General features: G+C 65.2%; 14 protein-coding genes and 1 pseudogene. 3 read left to right on the top strand and 12 right to left on the bottom strand.

All coding sequences use genetic code 11. The features are described from left to right. Positions 1–188 precede the first annotated feature (188 nt). The 6 genes from nhaC to FBY03_RS17885 all read right to left on the bottom strand — a co-directional run bounded on the left by nhaC (position 189) and on the right by FBY03_RS17885 (position 7,729). The gene (gene nhaC, locus FBY03_RS17910; protein ID WP_147173715.1) at positions 189–1,682 is read right to left on the bottom strand and encodes a Na+/H+ antiporter NhaC; all 1,494 of its coding nucleotides are present in this window, start codon (positions 1,680–1,682) and stop codon (positions 189–191) included. A gap of 127 nt (positions 1,683–1,809) precedes the next feature. After that, positions 1,810–4,086, bottom strand: coding sequence for an ATP-binding protein (locus FBY03_RS17905; RefSeq protein WP_256677976.1), 2,277 nt, complete (start codon positions 4,084–4,086; stop codon positions 1,810–1,812). Beyond that, positions 4,083–4,874, bottom strand: coding sequence for an ABC transporter substrate-binding protein (locus FBY03_RS17900; RefSeq protein WP_147173714.1), 792 nt, complete (start codon positions 4,872–4,874; stop codon positions 4,083–4,085). Before FBY03_RS17900 ends, FBY03_RS17905 begins: the two co-directional genes overlap by 4 nt. Continuing rightward, entirely contained in the window at positions 4,871–5,602 is a 732-nt protein-coding gene (locus FBY03_RS17895) for a response regulator (RefSeq protein ID WP_147173713.1), read from the bottom strand. The genes FBY03_RS17900 and FBY03_RS17895 overlap by 4 nt, the downstream gene beginning before the upstream one ends. Before the next feature lie 125 nt (positions 5,603–5,727). Further along, complete coding sequence (locus FBY03_RS17890) at positions 5,728–6,357, bottom strand: TetR family transcriptional regulator C-terminal domain-containing protein (protein ID WP_147173712.1); 630 nt, start codon at positions 6,355–6,357, stop codon at positions 5,728–5,730. A 208-nt stretch (positions 6,358–6,565) separates the two neighbouring features. Continuing rightward, on the bottom strand, positions 6,566–7,729 hold the full coding sequence (locus tag FBY03_RS17885) for a type III PLP-dependent enzyme (RefSeq protein WP_147173711.1): 1,164 nt from the start codon (positions 7,727–7,729) through the stop codon (positions 6,566–6,568). A gap of 430 nt (positions 7,730–8,159) precedes the next feature. Here FBY03_RS17885 and FBY03_RS17880 point away from each other — a divergent pair, with 430 nt between their 5' ends. After that, a complete protein-coding gene (locus tag FBY03_RS17880; protein ID WP_147173710.1) occupies positions 8,160–9,743 on the top strand; it encodes a peptide chain release factor 3 in 1,584 nt (527 codons plus the stop codon). Positions 9,744–9,930: 187 nt separating this feature from the next. On the opposite strand, the gene FBY03_RS17875 is transcribed toward FBY03_RS17880, so the two are convergent. From FBY03_RS17875 to ptsP, 4 genes are all read right to left on the bottom strand, one after another. Next, entirely contained in the window at positions 9,931–10,329 is a 399-nt protein-coding gene (locus FBY03_RS17875) for an endonuclease domain-containing protein (protein ID WP_147173709.1), read from the bottom strand. A gap of 103 nt (positions 10,330–10,432) precedes the next feature. Then, complete coding sequence (locus tag FBY03_RS17870; protein ID WP_147173708.1) at positions 10,433–12,169, bottom strand: fructose-specific PTS transporter subunit EIIC; 1,737 nt, start codon at positions 12,167–12,169, stop codon at positions 10,433–10,435. Positions 12,170–12,190: 21 nt separating this feature from the next. Beyond that, the gene (pfkB, locus tag FBY03_RS17865) at positions 12,191–13,126 is read right to left on the bottom strand and encodes a 1-phosphofructokinase (protein WP_147173707.1); all 936 of its coding nucleotides are present in this window, start codon (positions 13,124–13,126) and stop codon (positions 12,191–12,193) included. Continuing rightward, positions 13,126–16,014, bottom strand: a complete 2,889-nt coding sequence (ptsP, locus tag FBY03_RS17860; RefSeq protein ID WP_147173706.1) for a phosphoenolpyruvate--protein phosphotransferase — start codon at positions 16,012–16,014, stop codon at positions 13,126–13,128. Before ptsP ends, pfkB begins: the two co-directional genes overlap by 1 nt. Positions 16,015–16,183: 169 nt before the next feature. Here ptsP and cra point away from each other — a divergent pair, with 169 nt between their 5' ends. Together cra and FBY03_RS17850 are read left to right on the top strand one after the other, a co-directional pair. Beyond that, entirely contained in the window at positions 16,184–17,188 is a 1,005-nt protein-coding gene (gene cra, locus FBY03_RS17855) for a catabolite repressor/activator (RefSeq protein WP_147173705.1), read from the top strand. Between the two features lie 61 nt (positions 17,189–17,249). Further along, on the top strand, positions 17,250–18,044 hold the full coding sequence (locus FBY03_RS17850) for a TatD family hydrolase (RefSeq protein ID WP_147173704.1): 795 nt from the start codon (positions 17,250–17,252) through the stop codon (positions 18,042–18,044). 185 nt (positions 18,045–18,229) lie between these two features. Here FBY03_RS17850 and FBY03_RS23565 read toward each other — a convergent pair whose 3' ends face one another. Then, complete coding sequence (locus FBY03_RS23565; RefSeq protein WP_371920791.1) at positions 18,230–18,934, bottom strand: methyl-accepting chemotaxis protein; 705 nt, start codon at positions 18,932–18,934, stop codon at positions 18,230–18,232. A 153-nt stretch (positions 18,935–19,087) separates the two neighbouring features. Next, positions 19,088–19,291: pseudogene (locus FBY03_RS23560) on the bottom strand (HAMP domain-containing protein); the annotation flags it as partial. Positions 19,292–19,742 lie beyond the last annotated feature (451 nt).

Below are 19,742 nucleotides of genomic sequence, written 5' to 3'. Positions count from 1 at the left end.
AACACTTGTTCAGTAGCGTGACAACCCATCAGAACAACCGAATGAAAACTCTATCTATTTGTATTTATTAGATTTTTTATTTATCTATCGATTGGCATTACAACTTCGCACAACTGCTTACAGGGCAAAAACAAAGGCCCGGCCAGTGCCGGCCAGGCCTTTGTTGTGGTGCGCAGGACACTCAGTGTCTAGCTGGCGCTCACCAGCGGCTTAGCCGCCGCGAGTTGCGGCTCAGACTCGGCATCCTGGCTGACCAGCGGCAGGATCTTGATGCAGAAGATGCCGTAGATCAGCGCGATGATTGGATTGATCCAGTTGAAGAAGGCGAAGGGTGCATAGGACAGGGTGGCGACGCCCAGGGTCGCCGCCATGTAGACGCCGCAGGCGTTCCAGGGAATCAGCGACGAGGTCACGGTGCCGCCATCCTCGATGGTGCGCGACAGGTTGACCGCCGCCAGACCGCGCAGGCGGTACTCTTCCTTCCACATTTGCCCCGGCAGCACCAGGGACAGGTACTGGTCACCGGTCAGCACGTTGACGCCGATGCTGGTGGCCAGGGTCGCGCCGATCAGCGCGCCGACCGAGTGCACGCCGCGTACGATCAGGCCGAGCAGGAAGCGGATGAAACCGATGCGTTCGAGCACCGCAGTCATCATCATCGAGCAGAACACCAGGAACGCCATGAACACCATGCCGGCCATGCCGCCACGGCTGAGCAGGCTGTCCACCACCTCGTTACCGCTGTGCGAAACGAAGCCGGTGGCCATCACCGTCCACAGGGCCTTGACCACCATGAGCGCGCCGGTTTGCTCGCTATCGGCCATGAAACGCTCGATCACCGGCGCCTGGAACAACACGGCAAACACACAGGCCAGCGCACTGCACAGCATGATCGCCGGGAACGCCGGCGCCTTGCGTATCGACAGCCCGAGCAGGGCCAGCAGCGGAATCAGGTTGTACCAGGCGATGTTGAACGAACCGGCCAGCTGCGCCTTGAGTTCGCCGACATTGGACACCGCCTCGCCCTGAGCATCGGCATTCAGCGCCAGGATGCTGAACAGCACCAGGGCGATGAGGAAGCTGGGCAGCGACACCCAGGCCATGTGACGGATATGGGCGAACAACTCGGAGCCTGCGACGGCCGGGGCCAGGTTGGTGGTTTCCGACAGCGGCGACATCTTGTCGCCAAAATAGGCGCCAGCCACCACAGCTCCCGCGGTGATTTCCGCCGACAAGCCGAAACCGTGGGCGGTGCCCATCAGGCCCACGCCGATGGTCGCGGCGGTAGTCCAGGACGAGCCGATGCACATCGAGACGATGGCGCAGATCAGACAGGCCAGCGGGTAGAAGAAGGCCGGCGACAGCAGGCTGAGCCCGGCATACAGCAGGGTCGGCACGGTGCCGGCGATGATAAAGGCACCGATCAGCACGCCAATCGACAGAAAGATGAAAATCGGCGCGACCGTCTTGGCGTTGGTGGCGGTGATCTCGGCTTCCAGTTCGGCCCAGCTGACGCCGTTCTTCATGCCGATCAGGGCGGCGAAGCAGCCGACCATGATCAACGCGAGTTGCAGCGGACCGGACATCGGATCGTCGAACAGACTCAGCGAGCCGGCGATCAGCGCCAGCAGGACGGCGCCGACCAGCAGCGCGTCCAGGGCGGACAGTTTGCGGAGCTTCATTGTTGTTATCTCCCAAAGACCAAGGTTTGACCGGGACCAGTGCCCGGTTCCGCCCTGATTATTGGCAAGCGATGTAAGCCCCCGTTGAACACCGGGAAAGAAGATGTAAGAAGTGGTAACGGCGTTGTTACAACTGCGTCAGCGCCTGACTCAACGCCTGCTGAGTGGCGTCGAGCAGCTCGCGCAGCGGCTCGGCCAGTTCCGCACACTGGGCCTCGGCCTGTTCTTCGCCCGCAGTTTCGAGACGCCGCAGCATTGCCGCCAGTGGCCGCCCGCCGAGTGACTCGCTGGCGCTGGCCAGGCGGTGCGCCGCACTGGCGATTTCCGGGTAGTCCCGCGCCTGCAAGGCGGTTAGCAAGAGCTCGCCCTGTTGCTGCAGGCTGTCTTGCAACAGGCGCAACAGCTGGGCGAGCTTGCCGGCCCCCAGCGCCTCGCGATGGGTGTGCAATACGTGCGGATCGAGCAGCGCCTCGCTCGCCACCGGCGCGCCGCGCAGCATGCCTGCCAGGGCCTGACGCAAGGCCGGTAGCTGGATCGGCTTGGCGATCACCCCTTGCATGCCGGCATCCAGGTAGCGCTGGACCATGGCCGGCTGCAGGCTGGCAGTGAAGGCGAAGATCGGCGTCTGCCGATTGACCCCCAACGGGTCCTGACGAATTTGCCGACACAGTTCCACGCCGCTCAAACCGGGCAGCTGCACATCGAGCAGGATCAGGTCGAAACGCCTGGCCTGGCACTGGCGCAGGGCCGGTTCGGCATCCTCGGCCAGGCTCACCCGGTGCCCTTCGCGCTCCAGCAGGCCCTGGGCCACCTCGCGGTTCAGCTCGACGTCTTCCACCACCAGCACATGGCGTGGCTCAGGGGCGGTTTCCGGCGCCGCAGCGGCCGCGAGTTGCAGCGGCGGCTGCGCCTGCTGCAGCCAAATGTCGAACCAGAAGCGGCTGCCCTGGCCTTCGCGGCTGTGCAGGCGGATCTCGCCGCCCATGGCCTGCACCAGGCGCTTGCAGATCGCCAGGCCGAGCCCGGCGCCGCCGTAGCGCCTGGCCACCTGTTCGTCGGCCTGCACGAAGCGCTCGAAGATCCGCGCCTGCACCGCCTCGGGTATGCCGATGCCGTCGTCCTCCACCTGGATGCGCAGGCGCTGGCGCCCCGCATCCTGCTGCAGCAACTCGACGCGCAGCTGGACCCGCCCGTTCTGGGTGAACTTGATGGCATTGGCCAGCAGGTTGGTCAGGACCTGCCGCAGGAATTGCTCGGGACCGCGAAAATAGCCGCCCAGGCCGGGATCGAGATGACTCAGGAGCTGGCTGGCATTGGCCTGCGCCCGGGGCTCGAGCAGGGTGAGCACCTCATCCAGCAACTGTTGCAGGGAAAAGCCCACCGGCTCGATGCGCGCCTCGCCCTCCTCCAGCTTGGCGAAATCCAACAAGTCGTTGAGCAGCGCCAGCAAGCCCTCGCCCGCCTTGTGCAAGGCCTGCAGGCGGCGCCGACCGAGTGCGTCGCGCGGCGCATCGCGCAACAGTTCGGCCATGCCGAGCATGCCATTCAGCGGGGTGCGCAGCTCGTGGCTCATGGTCGCGAGGAAACGTGACTTGGCCAGGTTGGCCGCTTCGGCCTCCTCCTTGGCGCTGTGCAGACTGGCGGTGCGCCGCTCGACCATTTTCTGCAATTCGTCCTTCTTGTCTTGCAGGGCCAGACGATCGACCTCGCGCTGGCGCATATCCTCGACAATGGCCTGGCGCATCTCGTCCAGGGCATGGGCCACCGCATCGATCTCGTCTTCTGCCGCGCCGCGGCCCTTGTCCAGGCGCAAGGGCGCCTGCCACTCACCACCGGCGAGCTGCCTCGAGAAGGCCGCCATGGCCAACAGGTGGCGAGTCACCAGGCGATGGAATAGCCAGGACAGGGTGATCGCCAGGCCGCAGATGAACAGCCCCATCCACAACAGGTTGGTCAAACCGCTGGCATACAAACGGCGGTGCACCGCCTGCAGATCGACGCCTATCTCCAGGGAGCCGAGCGCGCGCAGCTCGCCATCGGCCATGCGATAGCTCAGGTCGAAGCGCTCGGTGCGCGCCGCGTCGGCGGGCAGCCGATGGCCTTGCAACAGGTCGAAATCGGCACTGCGCAGGTGCACCCAGGCGATATCGGGAAAGTCCACCAGGCCGCGCAGTTGTACGTCCAGCTGCGCCTGATTGAGGTCCCACAGGTTGCGCTCGATGCTGGCCAGGTAACCACTGTGGATCAACTCGAGGCGCGAGGCGATGCCCTGCATCTCGCGGCGATACTCGAAGTACAGTTGCAAGGCGCTGGCCAGCAGGGTGAAACACAGGCTGAACAGCAGAATGAAACGCAACAGGCGGCGCGACAACTGGCCGGACGGCGACACTGCCCAGGACTTCACGGTTGCCCATCCGCCTGCGACTGCAGCGCCCGATAAGCCTGCTCGCTTTCCCGCAGCCAGTGCTCGACCCGTTCACCGCTCAGCAGACGCTGCAGTTCCCGGTCGATATCGGTCATCCGCGCCGCCAGCGGCGAGCGTTTCGACACCGCGAAATACAGGTGGTCCACGGCCAGGGTCAGCGGCAGCACCTCGATCTCCTCGGCGCCCGGCAGGTATTCGAGAAACAGCTTGCCGGTGCGTCGCTCATGGGCGATGAAGTCGATCCGTCCGCGGATCAACTTGCCAAAGTTCTGTCGATTGCTGGCCACCCACTCGACATTGCCATGGGTGGCGACGAAGCGGTCGAAGGCCTGGCCATAGCTCTCGCCGAACAGCAGGCCGCCGCGATAGCGCGCCAGGTCCTCGAGCCGGGTCACCGCCAAGGGCTTGCGCCGGTTGTAGAACACCGACACCTCCTCGCGCAGCAGCGGCACCTGGCTGAACAGCAGGCTGTGCTCACGCTCGGCCGAGCGATAGGCGATCACCAGATCGACCCGGCCCTCGGCCGCATCGGTCAGGCAACGCTTCCAGTTGCCCAGTACCACCACCTCCAGCGGCAAGCCGAGTCGGCCGATCACCTCGCGCACCGCGCGTGGCGCCAGGCCCTGCACCTCGCCGTTGGCATCGCTCCAGGAAATCGGCGGATACACCGGGTAATCGCAGTAGCGCACAGGCGCAGGCGCCGCCAAGCTGGCCGCGCTCAGGCACAGTCCAGTCAGCAACAGCGTCAGGCGCAGGGGAACAGTCATTGCCGGCTGCTGACCGCGGCGCTGAACAGGTAACCGGCGCCGTGGATGGTGATGATCAACTGCGGGTCGGCCGGGTCGTCGTTCAACTTGCGCCGCAGACGGCCGACCAGCACGTCGATCGAGCGGTCATTCGGCAGCCATTCGCGGTTGCGGATCTGATCCATCAGTTGGTCGCGGCTCAGGGTATGCCCGGCGTTGCGCAGTAGCACACTGAGCAGCTGGAACTCGCCCTGGGTCAGCAGGCCTTCGCTGCCGTCGGCTGCCACCAGGCGGCGCCGATCGACATCCAGGGTCCAGTCACCGAAACACTTCAGCTGACGCGCCTCCGCCGGCGCCTGCGGTTGCAACGCCCGAGCGTGGCGCACGCGGCGCACCAGGTTCTTCGCCTTCGACACCAGCTCGCGCGGGTTGAACGGCTTGACCACGTAATCGTCGGCGCCGCACTCCAGGCCGACAATTCGATCGATCTCGTCATCCCGGCCGGTGATCAGGATGATCCCCACCTCCGAACGCACGCGCAACTCGCGGGTCAGGGTCAGGCCATCCTTGCCCGGCAGGCGAATGTCCAGCATCACCAGGTCCACCGGATTATCCAGCAGGCAGGCCTCGGCCTGCTCCGCCGTGTCGGCGCAGTGCACCTGATAACCGTCACGCTGCAGATAGGACGCGAGCAGCTCGCGGATCACTGGATCGTCATCAACGATCAGCACACGGGGTGTTACCGTCATCACTGTGCCCCCGCCGCGTCATGGGCGCGGCCAATTCTTGGATTTATTCTGGGTCAAGCAGGCTACTTACTTTCCCGGCCAATGTAGCCAGTACTGAACAGATGATCAACAGCACCAACGACTGGCTACTCGACACGGCGAAAGCCGCTCACCTGCAGGCCATCGACCCAGGCCTCGCATATCTGCACGCCCTGCTCCGGGGTGAAGGTCGTGGGGTTGAGCCCGTACTCCAGCCACAAGCCATCCAGCAGAGCGCTGAGACCGATGGCGGCGAGCGGCGCATCGAAGTCTGCCCAGCCCTCGCCCTCGGCTAGCCAGCTCAAGGCCTGGGCGAGGATGGTCCGGTATTCGCCATAGGACTGATCGTGGGCCAGGTTGATCGCCTCGGCGGTTTTCACCGCGCCCCAGAAGGCCAGCCAGGCGTCCAGCAGTTGCGGGTCGAGCACCTCGGGGGAAAACGACGCCCGAAAAAACGCCGACAGCCGCGCCCTGGGACTCGGCGCCGCGGCGTCGATGGCCTCGCGCAGCAGGCTCATCACCCGCCCGGTGACAGCCAGGTAGGCCTCCGCTACCAGTTCGTCCTTACCCGCATAGTGATGATTGATCAGCCCGACCGACACCCCTGCCTCGGCGCAGATCTTGCGGATCGAGGCGCCCTGAAAACCATGGCGCTTGAGGCATACCAGCGTGGCCTCGATCAGATGCGCCTTGCGCAGCTCCGGTTCCAGGCGGGAAAACCGCGTTTCCTGGTGCATGCCGACAACTCCTGTGATGACCCAGTTTATTTGAACGAATGTACAGCAAGACACCAGCAGCACCTAGCTCCTGCCAAACCGCAGCCTGGTTCCAGCCTTAGCGCCTGGCTGTCTAGTGGTGCAGTTGCCAGGTTCAGCGGTATGACCCACACACATAAAAAAACCCTGCCGGCTGGCAGGGTTTTTTATGTGCGTTTAGTACTCAAGCCTACAGGTAGAAGGCCTTCAGCGGCGGGAAGCCGTTGAACTCCACCGCGCTGTAGCTGGTGGTGTAAGCCCCGGTGGACAGCCAGTAGAGGCGGTCGCCACTCGCCAGGTTGAGCGGCAGGCCGTACTTGTAGTTTTCGTACATGATGTCGGCGCTGTCGCAGGTCGGCCCGGCGATCACCACTTCCTCCATCTCGCCTTTCTTCTCGGTGTAGATGGGGAACTTGATGGCCTCGCCCATGGTTTCAATCAAGCCGCTGAACAAGCCGACGTCGGTATACACCCAGCGCTCGACTGCGGTACGCGACTTGCGCGCGACCAGCACCACTTCGCTGACCAGAATGCCTGAGTTGGCGATCAACGAACGGCCCGGTTCGAGGATGATTTCCGGCAGGTCATCGCCGAAATCGTCCTTGAGGAAGCGGATGATCTCCTCGGCGTAGGTTTCCAGGCTGTTGGTGCGGGTAATGTAGTTGGCCGGGAAGCCGCCCCCCATGTTGATCATCTTCAGCTCGATGCCGTCTTCTTCCTTGAGGCGCTCGAAGATCACCTTGACCTTGGCAATGGCCGCGTCCCATACGGAAATATCGCGCTGCTGCGAGCCGACGTGGAAGGATACGCCGTAGGGCACCAGACCCAGTTGGCGGGCGAGAATCAGCAGGTCCATGGCCATATCGGTCTGGCAGCCGAACTTGCGCGACAGTGGCCAATCAGCCGTGGTGGAACCCTCGGTGAGGATGCGCACGTAGATTTTCGAGCCCGGCGCGGCCTTGGCGATGTTGCGCAGGTCGGCTTCCGAGTCGGTGGCGAACATGCGCACACCCTTCTCGAAGAAGTAGCGGATGTCCTTGGCTTTCTTGATGGTGTTGCCGTAGCTGATGCGCTCCGGGCCGACACCACAGTTCATCACCCGGTCCAGCTCGTAGATCGAGGCGATATCGAAGCTCGAGCCTTTGTCCTTGAGCAGGTTGATGATCTCGACCGCCGGGTTGGCCTTCACCGCGTAGTAGACCTTGGCGAACTCGAAACCGGCGCGCAGGTCATCGTAGGCCTGATCGATGATCTTGGTATCGATCACCACGAACGGGGTTTCGTGTTGGTCGGCGAAGTCCTTCATTTTCTGGAAGGTTTCACGCGGGTAGTAGTCTTCGACCTGAATCGGCATGCGGGAGCTCCAATGGCAAAACACACAAAGGTAGTTAGGGGTGCGTCACTAAGTAATAGCAAAGCGCGAACGCCTGATCAGTTTCCCCACTTTGGTTCGCCTACTTCCCAAGGCATGTCGCCGAGTATCGAATTGATCTCTCGTCGTCAGTACTTGAGCCGAATGGATCGTTGCCAGCATGGACGTTCGGCGCGAACTTTAGGACCATGGGGAGCTTAGATCAATGAAAAATTGCCGCCATTACGACCTCCTTCGTCGCCTTGCCGCCGATTGTTTTAGATTCAAAACAAAGCGTTATGGAATGCTGCACGCAAGGCGAAAAAACATCCGTTGCCCAGATGGACTACAGGTCGCCGCGCGAGGCGGCGTTTACCGTTATAATCGCCGCCTTTTTTGACAGACCGACTACGAGTCGACGGGTTCCCTCTCCATGACCACTCAGGCCGCCGAAGTCGCCAAGCGCCGTACTTTCGCCATCATTTCCCACCCCGATGCGGGTAAAACCACCATCACCGAGAAGCTCCTGCTGATGGGCAAGGCGATCGCCGTCGCCGGTACGGTGAAGTCGCGCAAGTCCGACCGCCATGCCACCAGCGACTGGATGGAGATGGAGAAGCAGCGCGGCATCTCCATCACCACCTCGGTGATGCAATTCCCCTACCGCGAGCACATGATCAACCTGCTCGACACCCCCGGTCACGAAGACTTCTCGGAAGACACCTACCGCACCCTGACCGCGGTGGACAGCGCACTGATGGTGCTCGACGGCGGTAAGGGTGTGGAGCCGCGCACCATCGCCCTGATGGACGTGTGCCGCCTGCGCGATACGCCGATCGTCAGCTTCGTCAACAAACTCGACCGCGACATCCGCGACCCGATCGACCTGCTCGACGAAATCGAGGCGGTGTTGAAGATCAAGGCCGCGCCGATCACCTGGCCGATTGGTTGCTACCGCGACTTCAAGGGCGTGTATCACCTGGCCGACGACTACATCATCGTCTACACCCCGGGCCACGGCCACGAGCGCACCGAAACCAAGATCATCCAGCACCTCGACTCCGACGAGGCCCGCGCCCACCTGGGCGACGAATATGAGCGTTTCCTCGAGCAGCTGGAACTGGTGCAAGGCGCCTGCCATGAGTTCGATCGGCAGGAGTTCCTCGACGGCCAGATGACCCCGGTATTCTTCGGCACCGCGCTGGGCAACTTCGGTGTCGACCATGTGCTCGACGCCGTGGTCGACTGGGCGCCCAAGCCCCTCGAGCGCGCGGCGCATGAACGCGTGGTGGCGCCGGTCGAAGAGACCTTCAGCGGCTTCGTGTTCAAGATCCAGGCGAACATGGACCCCAAGCACCGCGACCGCATCGCCTTTATGCGTATCTGCTCGGGCAAGTACAGCCAAGGCATGAAGATGCGCCATGTGCGCACCGGCAAGGACGTGCGCATCGGCGATGCCCTGACCTTTTTCTCCAGCGAGCGCGAAATGCTCGTAGAGGCCTACGCTGGCGACATCATCGGCCTGCACAACCACGGCACCATCCAGATCGGCGACACCTTCAGCGAAGGCGAAAGCCTGGGTTTCACCGGTATCCCGCACTTCGCCCCGGAACTGTTCCGCCGCGTACGCCTGAAAGACCCGCTGAAATCCAAGCAACTGCGCCAGGGCTTGCAACAGCTGGCCGAGGAAGGCGCCACCCAGGTGTTCTTCCCCGAGCGCAGCAACGACATCATCCTCGGTGCGGTCGGCGTGCTGCAGTTCGACGTGGTTGCCAGCCGCCTGAAGGGCGAATACAAGGTGGAATGCGGCTACGAGCCGATCAACGTCTGGTCGGCGCGCTGGATCGAGTGCGCGGACAAGAAGAAGCTCGAGGAATTCAAGACCAAGGCGGTGGAGAACCTCTCGGTCGACGGCGGCGGTCACCTCACCTACCTGGCCCCGACCCGGGTCAACCTGGCGCTGATGGAAGAGCGCTGGCCAGATGTGAAATTCCGCGCCACCCGCGAGCATCATTGATCGGCTGTGCGGTCATGACCCTCACCCCAGCCCTCTCCCTAAAAAGGAGAGGGGGTTGGTCAGTGGCGGCAGTAGGATCGCGGCAAGCTGGCTCTACGCGGTCGACGCCCTCATCCCTTCGGTGATGGGACCTGGCTAAGAGCCAACAGACAGACTGCAATTATCGGCTTCACCCGGTCGACTCCCTCTACCCTCCGGGGAGAGGGCTGGGGTGAGGGGCAGCGATCTCGGCCTGACGCAGGATCTCCGCCAACACCTCCGCTATCTGCAACAACACCTCCCGATTACTGAAGCGCAGCACCCGCACCCCGTGCCGTTCTAGATAACGGCTGCGTTCGGCGTCCTTGCGCAATGCTTCATCGGCAAAATGCTGCCCACCATCCAACTCGACCGCCAAGCACAGCGCTGCGCAATAGAAATCCAGCACATAGGGTGGTAGCGGATACTGGCGCCTGAATTTCAGGTCGCCGAGTTGACGGTTTCTCAGGCGTTGCCAGAGTAGTCGCTCGCAGTCAGTCGACTCATGACGCAGCTGCCTGGCAAATTCGCGCTGTTCGGCGGTAGGCCGTTGGGTGCTTTTGGGCATGCTTCACCTCCCTGTGAAGTCATGTGCCGATCTCTTCTCCCCCGAGGATAGCGGATGACAGTAACCACGAGCATGGAACCTAGCCGCCAGAACAATGACCCTGCTAGGCCTTAGTCCCTGCCACCACCAGCTCCACCGCCTCGCCGCGCTTGATCAGCGCATAGACCACCCCGGTCAGCAGACTGCCGGCGACGATGGCCAGCAGGTACAGCGCCGCATGGTTGATCGCATTGGGGATCAGCAGCACGAACAGGCCGCCATGCGGCGCCATCAGCTTGCAGCCGAAATACATCGACAGCGCACCGGTCAGGGCGCCGCCGGCGATGCTCGCCGGAATCACCCGGAACGGGTCCTTGGCGGCGAAGGGGATCGCGCCCTCTGAGATGAAACACAGCCCCAGCACCCCGGCCGCTTTACCGGCCTCGCGCTCGCTCTGGGCGAACTTGTGCCGGGCCAGCAGGCTGGCGATGGCCATGCCGAGCGGCGGCACCATGCCGGCGGCCATGGTCGCCGCCATCGGTGCGTAGCTCTGCGACGCCAGCAGGCCGACGGAGAAGGCATAGGCGGCCTTGTTGATCGGCCCGCCGAGGTCGACGCACATCATGCCGCCGAGCAGCAGGCCGAGGAGGATGGCGTTGGTGCTGCCCATGCCGTCGAGGAAAGCGGTCAGCCCTGCGAGCATGCCCGCCACCGGCTTGCCGACCAGGTAGATCATCACCAGGCCGGTAAACAGGCTGGCCAGCAGCGGAATGATCAGGATCGGCTTGAGCGCCTCGACGCTGGCCGGCAATTGCAGCCAGCGATTCAGCCCGCGCGCGGCATAGCCGGCGAGGAACCCGGCGATGATGCCGCCGATAAACCCCGCGCCCAGGGTGCTGGCCAGCAGCCCGCCGATCATCCCCGGCGCCAGGCCGGGGCGGTCGGCAATCGAGTAGGCGATATAACCCGCCAGCACCGGCACCATCAGCTTGAACGCGGCATCGCCGCCGATCTGCATCAGCACCGCGGCCAGGCTGCCCTTCTCCTTGAACGCCTCGATGCCGAAGACGAACGACAGGGCGATCAACAAGCCACCGGCCACCACCATCGGCAGCATGTAAGACACCCCGGTGAGCAAGTGCTTGTAGGGCCCGCCCTGCCCGGCGGGCTTGCTCGCCTGTGACGCCTCGGCCTGAGCATCGGCGGGCAACAGCTGCGCTTCGGCCAAGGCACGCTTGAGGCACTGTTCAGGTTGTTTGAGCGCCACGCCGGTGCCGCAACGCAGCACCTTCTTGCCGGCGAAGCGCGCGGTATCGACCTCGATATCCACGGCCAGCAGCACCGCATCGGCGGCGGCTATCACCGCGTCATCCAGCAGATTGCGTGCGCCCACCGAGCCGCGAGTTTCCACCTGCAGCTCATAGCCGAGCTTTGCCGCGGCCTGCTGCAAGGCCTCGGCGGCCATGAAGGTGTGCGCCACCCCAGTCGGACAAGCGGTCACCGCCACCAGACGCGGCCGAGCAGCGGGTGCAGCGAGCGGTTCGGCCTGCTGCAGCACGGTGGCGTGCTCGTTGGCTTCACGCAGGAAGCGCTGCGGGTCCTGCAACGCCTCGGCGGGGGTCGACTGCAGCAGGCGTTTGCCGACGAAACGTTGCAACGACAGGTCGCCGGTCTTGACCACCACCACCAGCTCGGCGGCGGCGATGTCGGCCTCGCTCAACGGCGAGCCGATGGCCTTGGGATCATGCACCTCGACGCGAGTGGACCAGCCCAGGCGTTGCGCGGCGCCCTCCAGCAGGCGCGAACAGAGCACGCTGGTAACCATGCCATTGGGGCAGGCGGTAACGATCAGCAGATTCATGGGGAACGACCTCTTATTGTTTTAAGCCAGGGATGCGACTGTGACAGCGGCTTGCAGACGCGCCAGTTGCTCCCTGTCATGAATACCAAAACCGAGCTGGGTCACTGCCTGGGCGGCGATCGCGGTGGCCAGGCGCAGGCAGCGCTCGGCCGGCCAACCACTGAGCAGGCCGTGCAGGGTGGCGGCGAGCAGCGAGTCGCCGGCACCCACCGTACTGACCACCGCGACCCGCGGCGGCTGCGCCTGCAGCGCGATATCCGGACCGAACCAGCAGACCCCCGCCGCACCGCGCGACAGCAGGACGTGCTCGACGCCCTCGGCGCGCAGGCGCAACGCGGCCGCTTGCAGCTCATCCTGCGCAGCGGCCGAGACTCCGCAGAGTTCGGCCAGCTCGTCCTCATTCGGCTTGATCAGCCAGGGTTTGACGGCCAGGCCGGCGCGCAACGCGGCGCCGCTGCTGTCGAGCGCCAGCGGCAAGCCGAACGCCTTGAGCCGACGCAGCAACGCGGCGAACCACTCGGGGCTGACGCCCTGCGGCAGGCTACCGGCGACCACCACGGCGTCATGGCCGACGGCGATCTGTTCGAGCCGCTCGAGCAGCTCGGCCTGGTGGCGTGCCTCGACGCGCGGCCCCGGACCGTTGAGGTCGGTGATGCGCCCGTCGTCCTCGGCCAGCTTGATATTGCAGCGGGTCTCTCCCGGCACCCGGACGAAGGCATCGACGAAGCCCCGTCGGTCGAACAGCGCCTCGAACGCCTGCGGGTTGGCCGCGCCGAGAAAGCCGCTGACCGTGACCTTGTGCCCGAGGTCGGCCAGCACCTGGGCCACATTCAGACCCTTGCCGGCGGCGTGACTGCTCAGGCCCTGGCTGCGGTTGACCGCGCCCGGCTGCAAGCGCTCGAGGCGCACGGTCAGGTCCAGCGCCGGATTCAGGGTCAGCGTGAGGATGCGAGCCATCAGCGCGTCTCCTCGACCAGGGCGCGCACCGCCGCGCCGCTTTCCAGGCCCAGGGCCTGCTGCGCCAAGGCCTGACTGTGGCGGAAGTCGAGCTCGCGCACGCGCGCCTTGACCAGAGCAATGGCCCGCGCCGAGACACTCAACTCGTCCACGCCAAGACCGACCAGCAGCGGCACGGCGAGCATGTCGCAGGCCAGTTCGCCGCACACCCCGACCCATTTGCCGTGCGCATGCGCCGCCTCGACGGTCATGCCGATCAGGCGCAGCACCGCCGGGTGCAGACCATCGGCCTGGGCCGACAGGGTCGGGTGCCCGCGGTCGATGGCCAGGGTGTATTGGGTCAGGTCGTTGGTGCCGATACTGAAGAAGTCCACCTCGCGCGCCAGCACCGGCGCCAGCAGGGCCGCCGACGGCACCTCGACCATGATGCCCAGCTGCAGGTCGGCGACCGGGATCTCCTCGCGCAGGCGCAGCGCCATGTCACGCGCCGCCCGCCACTCTTCGACGCCGCCGACCATGGGGAACATGATCCGCAGCGGCCGGCCCTCGGCCGAGGTCAACAAGGCCCGCAGCTGGACCTCGAGCATTTCCGGGCGTTGCAGGCTCAGACGAATGCCGCGCACGCCGAGAAAAGGATTCTCCTCCGCCGGCATCGGCCAGTACGGCAAGGGTTTGTCGCCGCCGACATCCAGGGTGCGCACCACCAGCGGCCGGCCGTCGAGGGCAGCCAGCACACGGCGGTATTCGACTTCCTGGGCCGCCTGGTCCGGCGCCTGCGCGTGCGCCATGAACACCAGCTCGGTACGCAGCAGGCCGATGCCTTCGGCGCCCAACTCGACGGCCTCGGCGGTTTTGTCGCTGGCACCGATATTCGCCGCGATTTCGACCGCGTGGCCGTCGCTGGTGATCGCCGGGCGCAGGCGTTCGGCATGCGCGCGCTGTTGACGCTGTTGCCTGACTTCGCGTTCGCGCTCGGCCTGCTCCAGGGTCTGCCGATCGGGTGCGACGCGCACCAGGCCGTGATCGCCATCGAGCAATAATTCGGTGCGCTGCGCCAGGGCCAGCACCGCCTCACCGGCGCCCACTACCGCCGGAATGCCCAGCGCGCGGGCGATGATTGCGCTGTGTGCGGTGGCCCCGCCGCGCGCGGTGAGAATCCCGGCCACGCGCCGACGGTTGAGGCTGGCGACATCCGAGGGCGCCACCTCGTCCATCACCAGGATGTAGGGCTCATCCGGCTCGCTCAGGCTGTCGACGCCGCAGAGGTGCGCCAGCACGCGGCGGCCGATGTCACGCAAGTCGGCGGCGCGTTCGGCCAGCAGCGCATCATGCAAGGCCTCCTGCTGCTGCGCGGCGGCTTCGGTCTCGGCCAGCCAGGCGGCTTCGGCGCCCAGCCCCTCGGCCAGGTGCGCCTCGACGTCTTCGCGCAAGGCGGGATCGCGCAGCATCGCCTGGTGGGTGATGAAGATATCGCGCACGTTGACGTCGTCGCTCGACTCGACCAGCCGCTGGATATCCGCGTCCACCTGCTCCAGCGCCGTGGCCAGGCGCTGGCGTTCGACGACCAGGCCCTGGCCATGCTGCGCATACTCGAAGGTCTGCGGCACCCGCACTAGGGCCGGACCTATGGCGATACCCGGCGCTGCGGCGACCGCCTGCAGCCTAGCCCCCGCTACCGGCGCTTGCAGCTTGGGTGACGCGCCGGGCTCGGGACGAGGTTCGGCCACGACGCTGAGCGCTGGCGGTTCGGCGGACGCCGGCAAAGGTTCCAGGGTTTCCCCCAGCCCCGACTGCACGGCGGCTTCCAGTGCCGCCAGGGCATCGGCGGCGATGGCCGGCTCGGCGCTGAACTCCAATTCCTGGCCACGCTGGGCGCCCAGGGCGAGCAACTTGCTCAGGCTCTTGACCGACACCCCGCGCCCGGGCTCGCCGGCCAGGCGCACGCGCACCTCGCCGGCGAACGCCTGGGCAATCTCGGTCAGCGCCTTGGCCGGGCGCGCATGCAAACCATGGGTGTTGGCCAAGGTCACCCGCCGCATCGGCCAGTCGGCAGGTACATCGCCGCCCAGCGCCTCGAGCACGGTGCGGCTGCTGGTGGCCTGGCTGAATGCCGCGCCGCGCCCTTCGATGAGCAGGTCGCAGAGACGTTCGAGCAACTGCCGGTGCGCCTCGCCGAGACTGGCCAGGCAGAACAGGCCGTTCACCCTCTGACCATTCAGGCGCAGCGGCTCGGTCGGGGTAACGAAGGCCAGACCGGGCCGCAGCACGGCCTGTTCACTGTGCACCCACCAGAGCCCGTCCCCCAGCGGCAGTGGCTCACCCTGCAGCAGGCCGTTGGCCAAGCCGGCACTGGCACAACCGGCCTTCTTCAACAGACGCGCACCTTGCCAGAGCAACTCGTCGAAATCTTCGGCCGCCACGCCCAGGCCGATCAACTGGCTGTCCAGCGCCAGCTCCTGAGGCGCGCCCTGCAGCAAGGCGACTATCGCCTCGGCATCCTGCGCCTCACGTAGCGCCTGGCTGAGATCGCCCTCGCCCAAGGCCCGGGTCAGCAGTTGCAGCAGGCGCAGGTGTTCGTCGGAGTGCGCGGCAATCGCAATCGCCAGGTACACGCGCTGCCCGTCGCCCCAGTCGACCCCGTCGGGAAACTGCATCAGGCGCACCCCGGTGTGAAACACCTGATCACGGGTTTCCGGCGTGCCGTGGGGAATCGCGATGCCCTGCCCCAGGTAGGTCGAGCCTTGTGCTTCGCGCGTCAGCATGCCGCCCAGGTAGCCGGGCGCCACCAGGCCGTCGCTGACCAGGCCGTCGGCGAGCAGCGCCAGCGCCGCCAGTTTGTCTGTGGCTCTACGGCCCATCTGGATCTGTTCGGCATTCAACTCGAGCATGACGTTCTCCTCTGGCAGGTGAGGCGGGCTAACGCAGGCGGCCCCAGCCACCCACAAGGATAGCTAACAAAGCCGCTTGCTGAATCGTTTCATCAAGAACTGGCACGTTACTCCATAATCGGCGATCCTTGAAGCCCGATCGTCAGCCGCCCCGCTCAGGACCATTACCTTGAAGCTTTCCGATATAGCTCGCCTGGCAGGGGTCTCCGTCACCACCGCGAGTTATGTGATCAACGGCCAGGCCGTGCAACGGCGGATAAGCCCTGCCACCGTGGCACGGGTGCAGGCGGTCGTCGAAGCCCACGGCTATCGCCCCGACCCTCAGGCCGCCGGACTGCGCCGCGGGCAGAGTCGCAGCCTGGGCTTTATCCTGCCCGACCTGGAGAACCCCAGTTATGCACGCCTGGCCAAGTTGCTCGAGCAGCGCGCGCGCGCGGCCGGCTACCAACTGCTGATCGCCAGCTCCGACGATGATCCGGACAGCGAGCGCCAGCTGCTCGAGCTGTTCCGCTCGCGGCGCTGCGATGCCTTGATCGTCGCCAGCTGCCTGCCGCAAAGCGACCCCGCTTACCCGCAGCTGGTCGAGAGCGGCGTGCCGGTGATCGCCGTCGACCGTGCCCTCGACCCCGCACGCATCCGCTCGGTGGTCAGCGACGACCGCCAGGCCGGCGCGCTGCTGACGCGCAGCCTGCTCACGCCCGCGCCACGGCATATCGCGCTGATTGGCGCCCGGGCGGAGCTGCCGATCAGTCAGGCCCGCGAGCAGGGGTTTCGTGAAGCCTTGGTCGGCTATCAGGGCAGCGTCAGCGTCAGCCATGCCGAGCAATTCAGCCGCGAATCCGGCTACCGGCAGATGCACGCCCTGCTGCACCGCGACGCGCCGCTGCCCGACGCCCTGATCACCACGGCCTATGTACTGCTGCAGGGCGTTTTCGATGCCCTGCAGCAACATGCCCCGCAGGGTTTAGCCGAGCTGCGCCTGGCCACGTTCGGCGATACCCAGCTGCTGGATTTCATGCCGCTGCGGGTCAATGCGATCTCCCAACAACATGAGCAGATTGCCGAGCGGGTACTGCAGTGGGTTCTGCGCGCCCTCGAGCAGGACGACTACCAACCCGGCGTGGAAGCCATCCCGCGTATCCTCAAGAATCGCCGCGACGCCCAACCACGGTAAAACTGCGGCCATCGCCGGCCCGCGGTTCCTGCACAACAAGCGGTCGGCGTATCATCCGAGCATGCGCCTGATCGACACCCACACGCACCTCGACTTCCCCGACTTCGACGCCGATCGCGACGAGCTGCTGCAGCGCAGCCGTGGCCTGGGGGTCGAGCGCATGGTGGTGCTCGGCGTCTACCAGGGTAACTGGCAGCGCCTGTGGCGCCTGGTGCAGAGCGAGCCCAGCCTGCATGCCGCCTTCGGCCTGCACCCGGTCTATCTGCAGCAGCATCGACCCGAACACCTGGGCGAGCTGCGCGACTGGCTGCAACGCCTGGCCGGCCACCCTCAGCTGTGCGCGGTGGGCGAATTCGGCCTCGACTATTACCTGGAAAACCTCGATCACCAGCGCCAGCAGGTGCTGTTCGAGGCCCAACTCAAGCTGGCCGCCGAGTTCGAACTGCCCGCCCTGCTGCATGTGCGTCGCGCCCACGCCGCCAGCATTGCCACGCTGAAACGCTACAGGCTCAAGCGCGCAGGCATCATCCACGCCTTCGCCGGCAGCCCCGAGGAAGCGCGCGAGTACCTCAAGCTGGGCTTCAAGCTCGGTCTCGGCGGCGCGCCGACCTGGCCGCAGGCGCTGCGCCTACGCAAGGTGGTGGCGCAACTGCCGCTGGACGCCGTGGTGCTGGAAACCGACGCCCCGGACATGGCCCCGGCCATGCACCCGCAGCAGCGCAACAGCCCGGAACACCTGCCGGACATCTGCAGCGCCCTAGCCCAGTTGATGGGTCTCGAAGCCGATGAGCTGGCCGCGGCCAGCAGCCGTAACGCCGCCGAGCTGTTTGCCTGGCGCCTCGACACACCGCCGTAGCCCGGCGGCAATCCGGAAGCCCTCAGGGTTTGCAGCACAAGCCCCGGATTGCATCCGGGCTACGTGCCGAGGCGGCCACAGCACAGCGTCGCGGCCAAGGCCCCGCCGACAATCGTCGAGCGGCGCCCCCTTAAAATGCATGAGGCCCGCCATATGGCGGGCCTCGTGAGCCTGCACAAGCAACCTCAGACGCGGAACGCGCCAATCAGCTGCTTCAAGCGCGACACCAACTCGGATAGCTCGCGACTGGCCTGTTCGGTTTGGCTGGCACCCTCGGCGGTGCGTTCACCGGCATGGTTGATCTCGACGATATTCTGGTCGATGTCGTGCGCCACCGCCGTTTGCTGCTCGGCGGCCGCGGCGATTTGCTGGCTCTGGTCGACGATCATGCCCACCGCGCCGAGGATATTCTCCAGCGCCTGCTGCACCTTGCCCGACTCGCTAACTGTGCCGTCAGCCATCTGATGACTCACGCTCATGGTCTTCACCGCCGCCCCGACACCCCCTTGCAGCTTGTCGATCATCGCCTCGATCTGCTCGGTGGACTGCTGAGTACGCTTGGCCAGGTTGCGCACCTCGTCGGCCACCACGGCAAAGCCGCGGCCCTGCTCGCCGGCCCGCGCCGCTTCGATGGCGGCATTCAGCGCCAACAAGTTGGTCTGCTCGGCGATGCCCTTGATCACGTCCAGCACCTGACTGATCGAAGCGCTATCACTGGCCAGTTGATTGATCACCTCCACCGACTGGTCGATCTCACCAGCCAGCCGCTGGATGCTGCCGACCTGAGCTTCGACCAGGACACGCCCGTTGACGGTTTCCTGATTGACGCTCTGCGCGCTGTTGACTGCCGCGGCGGCGCTGCGCGCGACCTCCTGGGCGGTGGCAGACATCTGATTCATCGCCGTCGCCACCTGCTCGATCTGGCTGCGCTGACCGGCGACCGCCTGATTGCTCTCACCAGAGACCACTTCCACGCGGTCGGCCTGGCGCTCGACCTCGGTGACGGTCTGACCGACGCGCTCGATCAGGTCGTGAATCTTCACCACGGTTTGATTGAATACCTCGCCCAACTCGCCCAGCTCATCGCGACTCTGCGGCTTGAAGCTCACGGTCATGTCGCCGGCCGCCACTTTATTCATGACCTGGCCCAGGCTCTTCAGGGTGGTGCGGGTCGACACGTAGAAGCCGCTATAGAGGTAGACGATCAGCAGGAACACCACCACCAGCGCGACCACCAGCAGCAGCATCTGCTCGCGGTTTTCCTGCAGACGCGCCTGCAGTTGTTGATCGAGGAACACCAGCACCGCGTCGTTGAACTCGTAGGTCTTGCCCATCACCTCAGTGACTTCGTCGTAGAACTGATTCCACGGCATGTCCAGGGTATCGGCGATCACCACCTTGTCTTCGAACAACGCAGCGCTGTCCTTCAGGGTGGCCTGACTGGCAGTGGCCAGGCGTTCCAAGGCGGCACGAGCCGCCGGGCTGCTGTTCAGGGCTTCTTGCAGGTTCAAGCCGTATTCGGCATGCAGCTTTTCCAGCTCCAGCAGCAGCTCATCGAACTGGGTACTAGCTGCCGAGTTGAGAAAGCCCTGGGCCAGCGAGTAGGCGCCTATTGCCCGCCCTTCACTTAATGGAGCGGTGATAATCGGAGTAACGCTGGTGATCAGTTCGGTCATCTGCCGCACTTCACGCTGGCGA

The organism is Pseudomonas sp. SJZ079, assembly GCF_007993865.1.
Taxonomy (GTDB): domain Bacteria; phylum Pseudomonadota; class Gammaproteobacteria; order Pseudomonadales; family Pseudomonadaceae; genus Aquipseudomonas.
This window is presented reverse-complemented; position numbering and strand designations above follow the sequence as displayed.